This window comes from Virgibacillus sp. SK37 (assembly GCF_000725285.1).
Lineage (GTDB): Bacteria > Bacillota > Bacilli > Bacillales > Amphibacillaceae > Virgibacillus_Q.
In genome coordinates, this window is record NZ_CP007161.1 from 1,842,418 (window position 1) to 1,856,830 (window position 14,413).

Genomic DNA, 14,413 nt, shown 5'->3' on the forward strand with positions numbered 1-14,413 from the left:
AATATATTGACAGTAAATTTTAATAGTAAAAGACATATTCAATATAAAGAATATGAGGATATGTATGATAACTATGAAGAGGAATGGTCACAGATACGCAAATTAGATGATAAATTTGAGCATCCTTACTTACCAATAGCAATGCCAAGGGAAGTATCTTCTTTATTTAGTGATTTAGCATTCGGTAATCCAATTAATGCATTTGTTAAAGGCAATAAACAAGCTGATACTGCCATTGATGAAATAATAGAGCATAATGAATTGGATGTACAATTGTCCGAAGCAAGTTTATCACAATCTTATAAAGGTGGTATTGTAGCCAAAAATTACCTTGACAATGGTAAAAGTAAAATAACATTTGTTGAAGTCGATTATTATTTTCCTGAAGTATCTCCATTAGATAAAAGAAAAATCCTCTCTGAAACAATAGCTGTCCCATATTCAAAAGGCGAAGATAAATATTTTCATACAGAAACATATATAAATAGAAACGGTCAATATTGGTGTATTACTCAAAACTTTGTAAATAAAGAAGGTGAATTAGGTAAGTCAATAGATGAGCCTTCTGAAATAAACACTAATTTAACAGAATCACCACTTACATATATTCCATTTACAAGAAGTGGTACAAGTTTCTGGGGAGATTCATTGTATAGAGGATTGACTCCTTTATTTGATGAATTAAACCACAGGGTAACACAGATTAGCAATGTATTAGATTTACATAGTGATCCAAAAATGTGGGCTAGAGAAGGTTTATTTGATGAGGATGGTAATTTTAACATTAAAGGTAACAAGGTAGTAGAGGTTAGAGAAGAAGACAACGATCTTCCATTAGGCTATCTAACATGGAATTGGTCAGCAGATGCAAACTTTAAATTTATTGAAGATATTGTTTATAAGTCATTGCATTATGTTTCTCCATTGGCTCCTGCATTATATGGCATGGATAAGGCTAGTCAAGCAAGTGGCAGAGCAACAATAATTAAATCATGGCGTACCCAATGTAAGATTACACGTTCATATATGTATTGGAGACCTGCCTTAAAGAAGATATTGTATCTTGCTCAACAGCTACAAATAATAAGCGGTGAAAAGTCTTATGAACCAGCTATCCCTAACATAGAATTAAGCATTAATCTTCCAGTTGATTTATTAGAGAATGCACAAGCTGAACAATTGAAGGTGGAATCAGGTTTATCCTCTAAGAAGTCTGCTATATCAAGGTTAAATCCTCATATGACTACTAAAGAGGTTGAAGAAGAATGGCTAGAAATCATCAATGAAAAGAATGAAGCAAATCAACAGGAGTTTATGGCTGATATGACTGGTTTTAATCAGTCTTCTAATAGTGATACTGGTGATAATGATGAGCAATCTGAATGACTTGGATAAACTAGCAGATCAATTGGTTAAGGATTATCAGAAAGCCTACTTATACATATTAGATACCTTAGAATATCAGATTAATAGAGGATTATCAGAGAATCAATCACGATCATTATTAAGGGAAATCCAATTAGAGTTAAAAAGGTTGGATGAACAGGCTTATAAATGGTCATATGATGTGTTACCTGAGTATTATTACACAGCATTAAGCAATATAGACAAAGATGCTGCATTGTTATCTGGTGTAAATGTAATACAGGGTGGCTTAATTGTCATGCACAAAAAGGCTATTCAAGTTGCTTCTAAGTCGCTATTTGATGATTTAGCTAAAAATACTCAATATATGAGCAAACAAGCTAAGGATATTATAAGGTATCATGGCAAAGAAATTGTTGGAAGACAGGTTATTACAGGTGAAAGCCAACGTAAAACAAAAAAGGACTTACTAAAAGCATTAAAGGAAAATGGTGTTACCTCATTTGTCGATGCTGGTCAAAAGGAATGGAAAATTGATAAGTATACTTCTATGGCAGTTAGAACAAAGTCGAGAATAATCCATAATACAGGTACAATGAATAGATTGTTTGAGTATCAGGATAAATATAATGATAATGAGAATTTTGATCTTATACAAATATCAAGACATGGTGCAGCAGATTGGTGTAGGCATTATGAAGATATGGTATTTTCAATTTCTGGTAATCATCCATATTATCCAAGTGTTGATACTTTACCAAACTATCCATATCAAACATTTCATCCCAACTGTAAGCATGTATGGTTATCTTATATGCCAGAACTTAGGGGGATAGGTGAAACTGTATCTAAAAAGTATCAGAATAGAACTATTAAAGATTTAAACAAAGAAGATTATCACAAGCGGAAAGCTATGTGATTTTTTACTGTCTAAAAATATCGTGACTGAACACGTTAAAATGAGAATGGAGTGTTAAGCAATGGAATTTTTAAAGAATATGTTTATGTATGAAGCAGATAATGGAACAAATGCAGGTGGTAATAATCAATCTAATAATAATGATGATAATGATAAGGGGAATCCGAGTGACGACTCGAAAAATACGGATAAAACTATTCCCTATGAAAGATTCAAAGAGGTTAACGATAACTTTAAACAAGTTAAAGATGAATTGGCTGAATTGAAAAAGAAACAACAGGAAGATGAGGAAGAAGATAAGCGGAAACAGGGTGAATATGAATCTCTATATAATGATTTAAAATCCACACATGATCCATTAAAAGAGCAATTTGATGCTTATCAGGAAGTATTTAAAGAGATGCTTCAAAATAGGCTTGATGAAGTTCCTGAAGATTTCCGTGATTTAATTCCAAATGGTAATGAATTGGAACAAATGAAATGGATTGAGAATGCTACTAAGAAAGGTTTGTTCAAGAAAAATAATGTTCAATCCTTTGGAAATAATGGTAACAATCCGGGTGAATATGCCAATGTTACACAAGAAGATTTCAATAAGATGAGATTTTCTGAGAAAGTAAAGTTAAAGAAAGAAAACCCACTATTATATAACAAATTAATTTAAATAGACCTTTGAAGGAGGTCTATTTTTTATTGTCTTTTCGGACTTAGACGTTAAACAAAGTTACAAAAATAAAATATAAGGAGTGTTCATAAATTATGGCACAAACAAAAGCAGCAGATTTAGTAAATGTAGAAGTAATGGAGGATGCAATTTCAGGTAAACTGGAAAAAGCAATTAGATTCGCTCCATTTGCAAGAATTGACGATACTTTAGAAGGGCAAGCAGGAGATACTATTACCCGTCCTAAGTATGGTTACATTGGTGCAGCAGAGGATTTAGTTGAAGGTGTTCCAATGGATCCAGCAAAACTAAGCATGACTACTTCTCAAGTAACTGTTAAAGAGGCTGGTAAATCAGTTGAGGTTACTGAGAAAGCGATTATCACTAATTTAGATGGTACTGTAGAAGAAGCAGAAGGACAAATTGTAAAGTCATTATCCGATAAAGTTGAAATTGACTATCTTGCAGCATTGGATAGCACTTTGTTATCTTTCAATGGTGAAGCAACTACTGTTGATGCAATTATTGATGCAGTAGATGTATTTGATGATGAAGATGATGAGGATTACATCCTTTTTATTAACAACAAGGATTATTCTAAACTAGTTAAATCTTTATTTAACGTAGGTGGAGATGTTGCTAAGACAGCCATTACTAAAGCTGAAGTTTCTGAACTAGTTGGAGTGAAAGACATTGTTAAAACTAAGCGAGTGCCTCAAGGTACTTCTTACATTCAAAAACAAGGTGCAGTAGAAATTGTCTATAAGAAGCGTCCTAATATTAATAAAGATGCTGACATTCTTGCACGTACTGTAGTTCTTGCTGGAAACCAATATTACACTGTTAATCTATTCAATGATTCTGGTGTAGTTAAAGTTAAGAAAACTGTCTAACATACATAATTAATGGAGGGGTTTATTCCCCTCTATCTTTATTTTTGGTTAGAAAGGAGTTGTTTAAATGTTATTGAGGCGTAGACATAGAAAAAATAAAGTTCAAAAACCAAAAGAAGAAGTTAAAACACAGAAAAAAGAGACAAAGAGTAAAAGTCCTAAAAAGTCGGATACTTCATCAACTAAAAAGAAGGTGAAGGGTAATGGTGGAACTAAGCAAAGCAAATAGTTATTTAGAAAGTCATCTCTTTAATGAGAAATGGGTGGATAAAACTGATCCAGTTAAAGAATCTGCATTAAACACGGCAGAAAATATCCTTTTAAGCCATTTTAATTTTCGTGATGGTGCTGAAATAACTGATAACTATTTCCATGCGGTATGTGAACAAGCTATTCATTTATTAAATTTTGCTCCTGAACGTTTTAAGTTACAGCAAGAAGGAGTCACTTATTATGCCGTGGATGGTATCACCTTCACTATGAAAAGTGGATTAATCTCACAAGTTGCTAAAGGGTTTCTGAAACCAATTATTAAATTACGTGTTGGTGAGGCAAAATGATTAACGATTTATTGAATCAAGATTGCTTTATTATTAAAACAGTAAGAGATTCCTATGGTGACTATATTCAGGGTGATCCTATACATACAGATTGTAGAACAAGTGAAAAATTTGAGAATGTCAAAAATAAAGCTGGTGAGGAAGTAGTATCCAGTTTGAGATTTTGGCTTCCTAAAGATGTTGACATAAATGAAAAAAATTTAACTGATACGCTAATCAGATACCACGATAAGGATTATTCCATTATTTCCATGCAAAATAGGATTGATTTAATGGGCGAAACGTTATTTAAGGTGGTGTATGTATAAATGGATTTCAAAGATTTAGCACTTGAGTTTTCCAAGGCATCTAGACATATGAAGGGTATTATGAAAAAAGGTGTTGATACTTCAACAGAGGATTTACTATCACAATCTAAGAATCTTGCCCCACTTGATGAAGGTGGATTAAGGGAGAATGGTAGTACAACTCCAGCAAAAGTAAGTAGGCATGATATCACTGGTGAAGTAGGCTATTCCAAGGAATATGCTTTGAGAATGCATGAGGATATGTATCAGCCTTCGACTCCCGGCACAGGTAGAAAATATCTTGAAAAACCAACTAAGGAAAATGAAGAAAAGTATGCAGATTACTTAGGAAGTTTAGTAGGGGATGCGTTTGATGAGTAACTTAAGAATTCCAGTTGGTTTATGTGATATTACATATGATGGAAAGACATACTCAAATCTTGGAAGTGAAGCATTATTTGAGACAGATAAAAAGTATAAAAAAATGAATCATGGTCAACAGCAAATTAAATATATGCTAGAAGAATATGTAGTTTCTTTAACTCTTTCTCTAAGTGAAGAAAATTATGAAACTTTAAAACTAGCAGATCAATCTCTAAAAGATTACAGTGGTGGACTGTACGATAACCCTTCTAAAATAGATTACGATGGAAAAGAATTAATAATTCACCCTGTAGAATCAGGAAATGACAAAACTTATGATATTGTTATCTTTAAAGCCATAGTTGACCCTGAAAATCCCATGATACGTACCTTTTCTAAGGGTGCTGACACAATAAATATTAGATTTTTAGGGCAGCCGAGCAAACAAATTGCAGGTAATACATTTAAATCATATTACTTTATTGGTGATCCTGTTAAGGCAGGTGTATAGATTGTTATTAGATGTGATTTCAAAGGAAGTTGAAGTAAATATTATTGATTTAGTAGATAATAAGAATCTCTTTAAGAACTATTATCCTGATAATCCAAATAATATTGTTTCAATAATTGATGGGGGTGGCTATCCTCCAAATAGGTATTCTCCAATTAGAGAAAAGACAATTGAATTTAAAATCCGTTCTCAACGGTATCCGGATGGCGTTGAACTAGGTAACAAAATATTTAATTTATTTCACTCAAAAGAGAAGTATTCTTTGGGTGATTTTTTTATTACAGCAAGTTATGTGAGTAGTGAATTAACTTATTTATATGCAGATTCACAAAACAGAAAAGAATTCTCGCTGGAATTAGTTTTTCAGTATCAATATTAGAAAAATAAGGAGTGTTTTAAATGGCACAAGATTTAAGATTAACAATTGGTATGGCAGATATTACAGTTGGTGGAGTAAAAGTACCTAATCAAGCAGATGCAGCAGTATTTGCAGCAGAGCCTAGAATGATTGAGGTGGATTTATATACTGCACCAGTATATGACAGGTTGGTTGAAGGATGGGATGCTTCTGTAACTATTACAGTTGATGAAGAATCCTATGAAGCCTATAAAATGGCACTGGCAGGAGTTGAGGAACTTCAAAATACAGGAGAAACAGTTGGACTTCAGGATGGTGCAGGACTTAAAAGTTTACGTAAAACGGCTCAAGAAGTTGTTATTCACCCTGCCGATTTACCAGCAGAAGATAAAAGCTTTGACATTACTTTGTTTAAGGCTATTCCTACAAGTTCATTAGAACGTTCATATGGAAAAGAGAAAACAAGTTATGAGATTACTCTAACTGCATTACATAATACAGGTGATTATAAGAAAGCTGGCAATTACTTCCGTATTGGTGAAGATGCTCCAGCAGTTTAAGGGGGAATAGATACATATGGCAAAAAGTAAAAAAATTAAATTAAATGGTGAACAAGTAGAAATTAAAAAGATTCCAATTGGTAAGTTTTCTGAACTAATGTTGGCAATAGACAATTTACCTTCTCTTGTTAGTGAGGCTATTTCTTTTGAGGAATTAGAAAACCTTAACAATGAGATTCTTCTTACTAAATTACCAACTTTACTTGCAAAGGCTCAAGATGACATTTTCAAACTTGTTTCTGTAGCAAGTGGTGTGGAAAATATTGAAGAATTGGATTTCGAAGAGTTCTTTGATGTTGTTACTACTGTGATTGAATTGAATAATATTCAAGCTATTGTGAGTAAAGTAAAAAACTTGGGAAAGGTTCTGAAGGCGAAAGTCAATTAAATTCAGAGCCACAACCTATAGAAGAAGTAATTCTAGAGTTTGAATTGAATGTAATCGATTTATATGCTTCTCAATATCATTGGACAAGGGAAAGAATCATGGAAGATGTGTATCTTGATGAGTATTTTATTCAGCAAGATATTATAGAAAAGCGTAAACGTCAAGATTATGCGAAACAAGCTCAATTACATATTATACCTAATTTAGAGAAGAAGGCACTTGAGAAATTCTTTGAAGAATTAACCAAAGAGGATAAGCCAAATTTAGCAGGAAAGCATGTAAAAACTGACTTTGATGCTATTAAGAGGGCTAAGGAACAACTAAATAATATGTGATTTCAGGGAGATGTCCTCAAATGGATGTCTCCCTTTTTTTGTTTTTTATAGAAAAGGTAGGTGAGACTTATGGGTAAACAATATTCAGTCGTTACCAAAATAACAGCCAATATTTCTGACTTTATGGCAAATATGAAAAAAGCAGAGGATAAAGCTCAAGGGTTGAATAAGAAAGTAAAAGATAGTCTTGATAAAGTTGGTAATGGTTTTAAAAATACTGGAACTAACATGACTAAATATTTAACTGTCCCTTTAGCTGGTATTGGTGGGTTAATGATGAGGACAGGCATAGACTTTGAGAAATCTATGTCAAATGTCCAAGCTATTTCTGGGGCTACTAGTGGAGATTTAGAAAAGTTAAAGAGTAAAGCAAGAGAAATGGGTAAGAATACATCAAAGTCTGCAAGTGAAGCAGCCGATGCATTGGGATATATGGCACTTGCAGGTTGGGATACAAATCAAATGATGGATGGTTTAGAACCAATATTACGCTTGTCTGAAGCAGGTAATCTTGACCTTGCTAGGGCATCTGATTTAGTAACAGATAGCATGAGTGCATTGGGGATCGAGACAAAAGACTTGCCGGGCTATTTAGATAAAGTTGCTCAAGCATCGAGAAATTCTAATACCGATGTAGATTCTTTAATGGAGGCATTTTTAATTTCAGGCGGTACGTTTAAAAACTTTAATGTACCCATTGAGGAAGCTTCAGCCTTATTAGGAGTACTAGCAAATAGAGGTTTTAAAGGTGCAGAAGCTGGTACAGCAATGAATGCGATTATGACAAACCTTACTAGTGGTACAGGGGCAGCAGGAAAGGCACTTGAAGAATTAGGCATATCTGCATTTGACTCAGAAGGTAACTTCAAAGGCATGGAAACTGTCTTAAGGGAAGTTAAAGATAAAATGGCAGGTATGACTGATGAGCAAAAGGCTCAATACATAAGTATGATAGCTGGTAAAGAACATATGAAAACATTTAATGGTCTTATGTCTGGCTTGGGTGATGAGTATCAGGGGTTAAAAGGTGATATAACTGATTCCGATGGTGCATTGAATGATATGGCTTCCACTATGCAGGATAATGCTCAAGGTAAAATAGAACAATTAAAATCAGCACTTGGTGAATTATCGATAGTTGTATCCGAGAAAATAATTCCCTATTTTACAAAAATAGTTGAAAAGGTAACTGATGTAATAAATTGGTTTAGTGGTTTAGATGATGGTATTCAAAATACAATTTTAATCATAGCTGGAATAGTGGGAGTTATCGGGCCTGTATTAGTGGTATTTGGAGCAATTGCAAGTGGAATTAGTGCAATTATAGGAGTAGTAACTACTCTAGCACCTTTATTTGGTGTACTAGTAGGAGCAATAGGCGCAATTTCAGCACCTGTCTTGATTGTTGTTGGAATTATAGCTGCACTTGTTGCAATTGGTGTTGCTCTCTGGAAAAATTGGGATACCGTAAAGGCTAAAGCGAAAGAAATTTGGAGTTCAGTTACCAAAACTGTTTCAGAAATGGCAAGCAAAGTATCTAATAAGTTTAATGAAATGAAGGATAAGGCTATACAGAAGGTTACTGATTTAAAGAATAAAGCCGTAGAAGGATTTTCAAATTTGGGTAACGGTATCAAAAATAAGGCTATAGATGCAAAAAATAAGGTAGTTTCTACCGTTACGTCACTTAAAGATGGCTTTATCTCTAAAGTAAATTCGCTTAAAAGTTCAGTGGTTAATTCATTTGTTAATTTAGGAAACGGAATAAAGCAAAAGGTAAGCGATGCAAAAAATAAAGTAATTAGTTATGCAGAAAATTTGAGAGAAGGGTTTGTCTCTAAAGCAAATTCTTTAAAATCATCTGCTACAGATATTTTTAATTCTGTAAAATCTGCTATAGTAAATCCAATAAATAAAGCAAGAGACTTGGTTAAATCAGCCATTGACAAAATAAAAGGCTTCTTTAGTGGTTTAAGTGGAAAACTTAAGTTTAAGATTCCTAAACCAAAACTTCCTCACTTTAGTATAAAAGGAAAACTTTCTTTAAAGCCGCCTAGTGTTCCATCTATCGGAATTAATTGGCATGCAAAAGGTGGAATATTTAATAAGCCAACTTTATTTAATACATCAAATGGCGTACATGGAGTTGGGGAAGCAGGAAGTGAAGCAATAATCCCTCTAAAGCCTTCTGTTTTAGGTCAAATTGGTAAAATGATTGCAAACACAATGGATCTTGATATGGGTAGTAGAATTAATAGTCTAATAAATAGCTTTGATCCAAGAAGTATTATTTCAGCAATGCAATCTAATGAAAATCAACAAATGCAGAATAAAATGAATCAATCTGATAATGTAGTTGAGAAGAACATAACTATAAATCCTTCCTTTACATATAATATTGACGGAAATGCAGATGAACGTATGTTGCAAAAGAATGCAGATTATACTATAAATAAGCTTAGAAAAGAATTTGGCAATATAGGCGTTAACATTTAATATTAAGCACTCACTAGGTCAATTATGGCTTGGTGGGTGCTTTTTTTGTTTTTTCCACTTCTTCTTTAATACTTCTTATAACCTCTGGCAGATTTCTATGAATTTTACTGCCACTAAACCTCAAAACAGTCCATCCTCTTTCCCTCATATATTTATCTCTTTTTCTGTCATGTGCTTTTTGTTTAGCTGATGAATGATATTTTTTTCCATCACACTCAACAGCAACTAATTGATGAGGAAAAGCAAGATCAATCCAATACTTACCTACTCTATATTGTGGGGTAGGGTATAAGCCATTGTTTAACAATCCTCTAAATACTCTTCTTTCAATTGGTGATTCACACTTACTTATTTCTGATTCATATGCACTTTTGGGAATAGGCATATTCCATAACTGGATTATTCCGTGTATTAACCAGACAGTAAATGCAATTAATCCTAAAACTATAATGAATCCCACTACAATACACCTCATTTACGTTTTAAGATGTATTTTAGCCTTCAATCTTTCTTTAAATACTAAGTATTGTAATATTTATTGTTTTTATAGGAATTTAATCCTAATCTTACTAATATATGCTATACTTGTTTTAAATACGGACGAACTAAAGAAAAAGGAGACAAGTAAATTTATGGGGAAGGAAAAAGCAGTAGTATATGCAAGGGTTAGTACAAATCAAGAACAACAAAAAACAAGTATTGAATGGCAAAAAGAATATTATGCACAATATGCTAAAGATAAAGGTTATGAATTGGTGAAAACCTATTTTGATGAGGGTCTTTCGGCAACGTCAAGTAATCGTAAAGAATTTCTAGAAATGTTATATGATGCTGGTTTAAATGCAACAAGGCAAGAAAATTCTGGTGTTTATACCTTTGATACTTCTAATCGTGAACCTAGATTTGATTGGATTATCGTAAAAGACATTTCAAGATTTGCACGCAACACGGATTCAACTTCAATAATCAGAAGGTTAGTAGAAAAAGATGTTTATATTATTTTTGAGACAGCAGGGTTTACGACTAAAGATGACAATTGGGAATTTCACTTTGGTCTATTCGTTAATTTTGCCCAACAGGAGTCAGTTGACCGTAGCATTAAAGGGAAAAAGGCTTATCAAACTAGAACAGACAAAGGCGACTATCACATGTCCAATGTATTGTTAGGTTATAAACGAAATCTTGAAACAAAGGAGTATGAAATAGATGAAGATGAAGCTAAAACTGTAAGATTTATTTTTGATCAATATGTTAATCATGGAAAAGGCACAACTGAAATTGCTGATATGTGTAATGATAGAGGCTATAGAACTAAGAAAAATAAACGTTTTATCGGCAATAGTGTATTAAGAATAATAAAAAATGAAAAATTCAAGGGTCAAGTTATTACAAAAAGGTATACTCATACTACAATCACAGGTAGTCATAAACGTATTACATTGCCTAAAGATCAATGGAAAGTAAATGATAATGCTATCCCTAAAATTATATCTCCTACAATGTTTGATAAAGCGCAGGAGATTATGCATAAAAGGGTGCAAGCAACAAAAAATCATGGACGAAAAGGTGTTAAAGTTCCTAAGTCTGAGTTTTATAAAAAGATATTTTGCGGAAAATGTCATTCTGATTATGTGAGAATTAGTGCAATTAAAAAGAGGGTCAATAGTCCAAATATCACTGAATACTTTTACTCGTGTAGAAACAGACGCAATAAGATGAGAATAGACAATAAGTGTACTAATAGAGGGGTAGCGCATAATGTCTTAGTCCGTGAATTAACTAATATTGGTGAAAAATTAAATATTAGATTTAACGAAAATAGAATTGTTGAAGAGGAACAGGCATTAGATAGAATTTTAAAAAGGCTAGATGACAAATTGAAAAACGGTGAATCCGAAAAGGAAAAAATAAAAGTACAAATTGCAGGATTAGATAAGCAAATTGAAAATATTACAACAAGTATTGCAGGTGGGGTTTCTGAATCTGTTTCAAAGGTTATGTTCAATAAAATTGATCAAATTGAATCCGAGAAAAGCAAACTGGAAGCATCTATGTTGGAATATAATACAATTGCAATTGAAAATGAAAAGCAAGAATATATTGATAAATTTGATGAAATAGTAAAATTCAGCAGAAAAAAAACATTTACCTATGAGGATGTAATAGGTTTAGTTGATGGAATTTATATATTGGAACATAGGGAAGCATTAGTGGAGTTAAAAACACCAACATTGCTACTTGATGATGAGATATATAAAGGTGAAACAGATTATGCATTATTTCCATTTACATTCCAATTAAATTAAGGTAATATAAGGAATAATAAATGACTTGTTTTTCACAATGAGAGCATTCACAAGTGCTTCGCATCCTTTATCATGAACCTGTTTACTCTTCCCACTAAGATTAGGCACAATCAGGATAATCAAAACAGATATAATCATTAAAACGATGAGCATTTCAATCAATGTAAAACCTTTATTATTTTTTAGCATTTTTATTCTCCTTATATTGTTGTAATTAATTGAAACATTGGCCACATTAAAATAATGTAGATAAAAATGATAAAGCATGCCACAATGATGAAAAATAGTGGTTGAAAATACGTTATGGATTTCATCAATTTCGTTTGGATGGATTCGGATAACCATTCAGCATATAAAGATAATTCTTTCTCCAGTTCCAAACTATCATTATTTTTTTGGAAAATAGCTACAAGCTGTTTATCAAGAAAGCTAAATTGAGAAAGCAGGGAGGAAATGTAAAAACCTCTTGATAATTCACCAATTAAAAGGCCGGAATAGTAGGCAATGATCGGTTGCTTCTCTTGTTGTTTCATTTGCAGAAGGATATCTTTATAATTCATTCCCGTCTTTAATAAGGTTTGAAAATGCGTAGCGAATTGAAAGGAAGTTTGAAGCCTGAGGATTGTTCTGTAAAATGGAAGCTTATTATAGAGGACAATCCTGGTTTCAATGGAGAATTTATGTCTGGCGAATTGCCAGAAGACAATCATAATAACAAGAAAAATAAACAGTAAAACTGCTATGGAGAAGATTACTTCGATAATAATCATCGAAATAATTACAGTGGAAGATGCTTCTTCGCTTGTTTGGAAAATATCAATAAAGGAGGGGAGAACAGATTGCTTAATGAAGATAAGCAGAAGTGAAAAGATGAACAGTAGAACAAGTGGATACCTGATTATTTGTCTGAGTTTCTTAGTGTATTTAAGCCGATTGGAAAACATATCAACACACTTTCCGATGCTTCCCTCCAAATCCCCATTAGATTTAACAAAACTCAAATAATCAATAATTATAGGGTGAAAATGGTTTTTTTCAAAAGCCTCGTCAATTGTGTAACCATTTTGTAGTGAAAGAGAAATATCATCTGCTGTTGTGCTTAATTGTGTATCCCATTTGATTATTTTTAATCCATCAAGTAGTGTGTAGCCATTTATTAGTAGTCGATGAAGTCTTCTTATAAAAATTAATTGAAGTTCTGGTGCAATTTTATCTCTTTTCTTGAAACGCATGATAATTTTCCTCAGAAAAATAACCATAAGCGAATGCCTTCCTTCTTAAATGATCAAATGTATGGAACTGATCACGTGCATTTATATCCATCTTGTGTATTGTTTTAAACAATGGCTCTTTTTCCAGTAATTCAAGAATAGCCGCTCTACGTTTGGTTCTGTTATCTATCTCAATAGGGATTAATTGAAGAGCTGCTACAGCGATAAGTGATTGTTCCAAATCTGTGTGCTTTAATCCCATTTCTAATAATCTGTGTATAGTCCCTGGAGCGTCCTTTGCATGAAGGGTGCTTAATACGAGGTGTCCCGTAAGCGAAGCATCAAATGCAAAACGAGCAGTATAACTATCGCGTATTTCTCCTACCATAATGATGTCAGGATCATGGCGGAGTGCTGCTTTTAATCCTGTCTGATACGTAACGCCAGCTTTCTCATTAACTTGGACCTGTAAAATATCAGCCATATTCTTCTCTATTGGATCTTCCAAAGTAATGGTTTGGTAGGATTTTTCTTTCAGGATGGCTTCCAGTAAGGCATATAAGGTAGTAGTCTTTCCACTCCCTGTTGGTCCGGTAAACAGAATGATACCAGATCGATTTGATATCCAATTTTTAATTTTGGTTAGTTGGTTAGGGAATAGAAAGAGTTGATCTAATGTCATTTTTTGCTGCTGGGGGAGAATACGAATTGCCAAACTTTCTTTTTGGTTAACAGGAAGGGTAGATAAACGTAAGGAATATTCTTGAGGATGTGTCTTATAAAGAATGGTACCATTTTGAGGCTTTCTAATTTCTCCAATATCCATTCCAGAGATAAACTTATAATAGGTGATTAATAATTGATATTGTGAAGGGAGGATGGATTTGTAAAATATTCTTCTTCCATGGATTCTCAAATATATATCAACACGATCGGAGAAAGGAGAAAAATGAATATCCGAAGCCTCCACATCAAAGGCATGGAGCAGAAGTTTATCAGATATTGCTGGAGCATGGTTCAAAGGTTATTCACCTCCTTTTAGCGACTATATATAGTACATTCGACACTTTTTTAAAACATCCTTCTTTTTTACAAAGAATTATTTTAATTTTTTTTACCTGATACTAAATAGAATAGTTTTTTCTTATTTTGTTAAAAATAGAAAAAAAGCCGAAGCATCCGTTTGATAGCGTACAA

Annotated in this window: 19 protein-coding genes; 15 read left to right on the top strand and 4 right to left on the bottom strand. The window is 33.0% G+C overall.

Going from position 1 to position 14,413, the window contains the following annotated elements; translation table 11 throughout:
- Positions 1-6 precede the first annotated feature (6 nt).
- From X953_RS09540 to X953_RS19120, 14 genes are all read left to right on the top strand, one after another.
- Positions 7-1,386: a phage portal protein gene (locus tag X953_RS09540; RefSeq protein WP_040955353.1), complete on the top strand. Its 1,380-nt coding sequence runs from the start codon at positions 7-9 to the stop codon at positions 1,384-1,386.
- Complete coding sequence (locus X953_RS09545) at positions 1,370-2,284, top strand: phage minor capsid protein (protein WP_040955354.1); 915 nt, start codon at positions 1,370-1,372, stop codon at positions 2,282-2,284. Before X953_RS09540 ends, X953_RS09545 begins: the two co-directional genes overlap by 17 nt.
- Positions 2,285-2,345: 61 nt before the next feature.
- Positions 2,346-2,948, top strand: coding sequence for a hypothetical protein (locus tag X953_RS09550; protein WP_040955355.1), 603 nt, complete (start codon positions 2,346-2,348; stop codon positions 2,946-2,948).
- 95 nt (positions 2,949-3,043) lie between these two features.
- Entirely contained in the window at positions 3,044-3,841 is a 798-nt protein-coding gene (locus tag X953_RS09555) for a N4-gp56 family major capsid protein (RefSeq protein ID WP_040955356.1), read from the top strand.
- Between the two features lie 67 nt (positions 3,842-3,908).
- Positions 3,909-4,070, top strand: a complete 162-nt coding sequence (locus X953_RS19815; protein WP_156958476.1) for a hypothetical protein — start codon at positions 3,909-3,911, stop codon at positions 4,068-4,070.
- Positions 4,045-4,401 carry a hypothetical protein gene (locus X953_RS09560; RefSeq protein ID WP_040955357.1) on the top strand — a complete coding sequence of 119 codons (357 nt, stop codon included), beginning with the start codon at positions 4,045-4,047 and terminating at the stop codon, positions 4,399-4,401. The genes X953_RS19815 and X953_RS09560 overlap by 26 nt, the downstream gene beginning before the upstream one ends.
- Positions 4,398-4,709: a hypothetical protein gene (locus tag X953_RS09565; protein WP_040955358.1), complete on the top strand. Its 312-nt coding sequence runs from the start codon at positions 4,398-4,400 to the stop codon at positions 4,707-4,709. Before X953_RS09560 ends, X953_RS09565 begins: the two co-directional genes overlap by 4 nt.
- Entirely contained in the window at positions 4,710-5,069 is a 360-nt protein-coding gene (locus X953_RS09570) for a hypothetical protein (RefSeq protein WP_040955359.1), read from the top strand.
- Positions 5,062-5,562 (top strand): hypothetical protein, encoded by a 501-nt coding sequence (locus tag X953_RS09575; protein WP_040955360.1) that lies wholly within the window; start codon positions 5,062-5,064, stop codon positions 5,560-5,562. The genes X953_RS09570 and X953_RS09575 overlap by 8 nt, the downstream gene beginning before the upstream one ends.
- 1 nt (position 5,563) lies before the next feature.
- Complete coding sequence (locus X953_RS09580; RefSeq protein WP_040955361.1) at positions 5,564-5,941, top strand: minor capsid protein; 378 nt, start codon at positions 5,564-5,566, stop codon at positions 5,939-5,941.
- Positions 5,942-5,961: 20 nt separating this feature from the next.
- A complete protein-coding gene (locus X953_RS09585; protein ID WP_040955362.1) occupies positions 5,962-6,480 on the top strand; it encodes a hypothetical protein in 519 nt (172 codons plus the stop codon).
- A gap of 16 nt (positions 6,481-6,496) precedes the next feature.
- Entirely contained in the window at positions 6,497-6,868 is a 372-nt protein-coding gene (locus X953_RS09590) for a hypothetical protein (protein WP_040955363.1), read from the top strand.
- Between the two features lie 44 nt (positions 6,869-6,912).
- Positions 6,913-7,203 (top strand): hypothetical protein, encoded by a 291-nt coding sequence (locus tag X953_RS09595; protein WP_189777937.1) that lies wholly within the window; start codon positions 6,913-6,915, stop codon positions 7,201-7,203.
- A gap of 69 nt (positions 7,204-7,272) precedes the next feature.
- On the top strand, positions 7,273-9,699 hold the full coding sequence (locus X953_RS19120; RefSeq protein WP_052350103.1) for a phage tail tape measure protein: 2,427 nt from the start codon (positions 7,273-7,275) through the stop codon (positions 9,697-9,699).
- 22 nt (positions 9,700-9,721) lie between these two features.
- Here the strand turns inward: X953_RS19120 and X953_RS09605 are convergent, their stop codons facing one another.
- Positions 9,722-10,159 (bottom strand): endonuclease domain-containing protein, encoded by a 438-nt coding sequence (locus tag X953_RS09605; protein ID WP_052350104.1) that lies wholly within the window; start codon positions 10,157-10,159, stop codon positions 9,722-9,724.
- A gap of 172 nt (positions 10,160-10,331) precedes the next feature.
- Here X953_RS09605 and X953_RS09610 point away from each other — a divergent pair, with 172 nt between their 5' ends.
- The gene (locus X953_RS09610) at positions 10,332-12,005 is read left to right on the top strand and encodes a recombinase family protein (protein WP_040955366.1); all 1,674 of its coding nucleotides are present in this window, start codon (positions 10,332-10,334) and stop codon (positions 12,003-12,005) included.
- On the opposite strand, the gene X953_RS09615 is transcribed toward X953_RS09610, so the two are convergent.
- From X953_RS09615 to comGA, 3 genes are read right to left on the bottom strand one after another with little or no spacing between them, the layout of a single operon-like run.
- The gene (locus X953_RS09615; RefSeq protein WP_052350105.1) at positions 11,997-12,194 is read right to left on the bottom strand and encodes a prepilin-type N-terminal cleavage/methylation domain-containing protein; all 198 of its coding nucleotides are present in this window, start codon (positions 12,192-12,194) and stop codon (positions 11,997-11,999) included. The genes X953_RS09610 and X953_RS09615 overlap by 9 nt on opposite strands.
- Positions 12,195-12,205: 11 nt before the next feature.
- Entirely contained in the window at positions 12,206-13,237 is a 1,032-nt protein-coding gene (locus X953_RS09620) for a type II secretion system F family protein (RefSeq protein WP_232217793.1), read from the bottom strand.
- Positions 13,215-14,237, bottom strand: a complete 1,023-nt coding sequence (gene comGA, locus X953_RS09625; protein ID WP_040955368.1) for a competence type IV pilus ATPase ComGA — start codon at positions 14,235-14,237, stop codon at positions 13,215-13,217. The genes X953_RS09620 and comGA overlap by 23 nt, the downstream gene beginning before the upstream one ends.
- Positions 14,238-14,413 lie beyond the last annotated feature (176 nt).

Bases quoted from the DNA above. Each gene is read 5' to 3' on its own strand.
- X953_RS19120 (WP_052350103.1), top strand. From the start codon at position 7,273: ATGGGTAAACAATATTCAGTCGTTACCAAAATAACAGCCAATATTTCT.
- X953_RS09545 (WP_040955354.1), top strand. From the start codon at position 1,370: ATGAGCAATCTGAATGACTTGGATAAACTAGCAGATCAATTGGTTAAG.
- X953_RS09550 (WP_040955355.1), top strand. From the start codon at position 2,346: ATGGAATTTTTAAAGAATATGTTTATGTATGAAGCAGATAATGGAACA.
- X953_RS09620 (WP_232217793.1), bottom strand. From the start codon at position 13,237: ATGCGTTTCAAGAAAAGAGATAAAATTGCACCAGAACTTCAATTAATT.
- X953_RS09565 (WP_040955358.1), top strand. From the start codon at position 4,398: ATGATTAACGATTTATTGAATCAAGATTGCTTTATTATTAAAACAGTA.
- X953_RS09560 (WP_040955357.1), top strand. From the start codon at position 4,045: ATGGTGGAACTAAGCAAAGCAAATAGTTATTTAGAAAGTCATCTCTTT.
- X953_RS09570 (WP_040955359.1), top strand. From the start codon at position 4,710: ATGGATTTCAAAGATTTAGCACTTGAGTTTTCCAAGGCATCTAGACAT.
- X953_RS09585 (WP_040955362.1), top strand. From the start codon at position 5,962: ATGGCACAAGATTTAAGATTAACAATTGGTATGGCAGATATTACAGTT.
- X953_RS09590 (WP_040955363.1), top strand. From the start codon at position 6,497: ATGGCAAAAAGTAAAAAAATTAAATTAAATGGTGAACAAGTAGAAATT.
- X953_RS09615 (WP_052350105.1), bottom strand. From the start codon at position 12,194: ATGCTAAAAAATAATAAAGGTTTTACATTGATTGAAATGCTCATCGTT.
- X953_RS09555 (WP_040955356.1), top strand. From the start codon at position 3,044: ATGGCACAAACAAAAGCAGCAGATTTAGTAAATGTAGAAGTAATGGAG.
- X953_RS09575 (WP_040955360.1), top strand. From the start codon at position 5,062: ATGAGTAACTTAAGAATTCCAGTTGGTTTATGTGATATTACATATGAT.
- X953_RS09610 (WP_040955366.1), top strand. From the start codon at position 10,332: ATGGGGAAGGAAAAAGCAGTAGTATATGCAAGGGTTAGTACAAATCAA.
- X953_RS19815 (WP_156958476.1), top strand. From the start codon at position 3,909: ATGTTATTGAGGCGTAGACATAGAAAAAATAAAGTTCAAAAACCAAAA.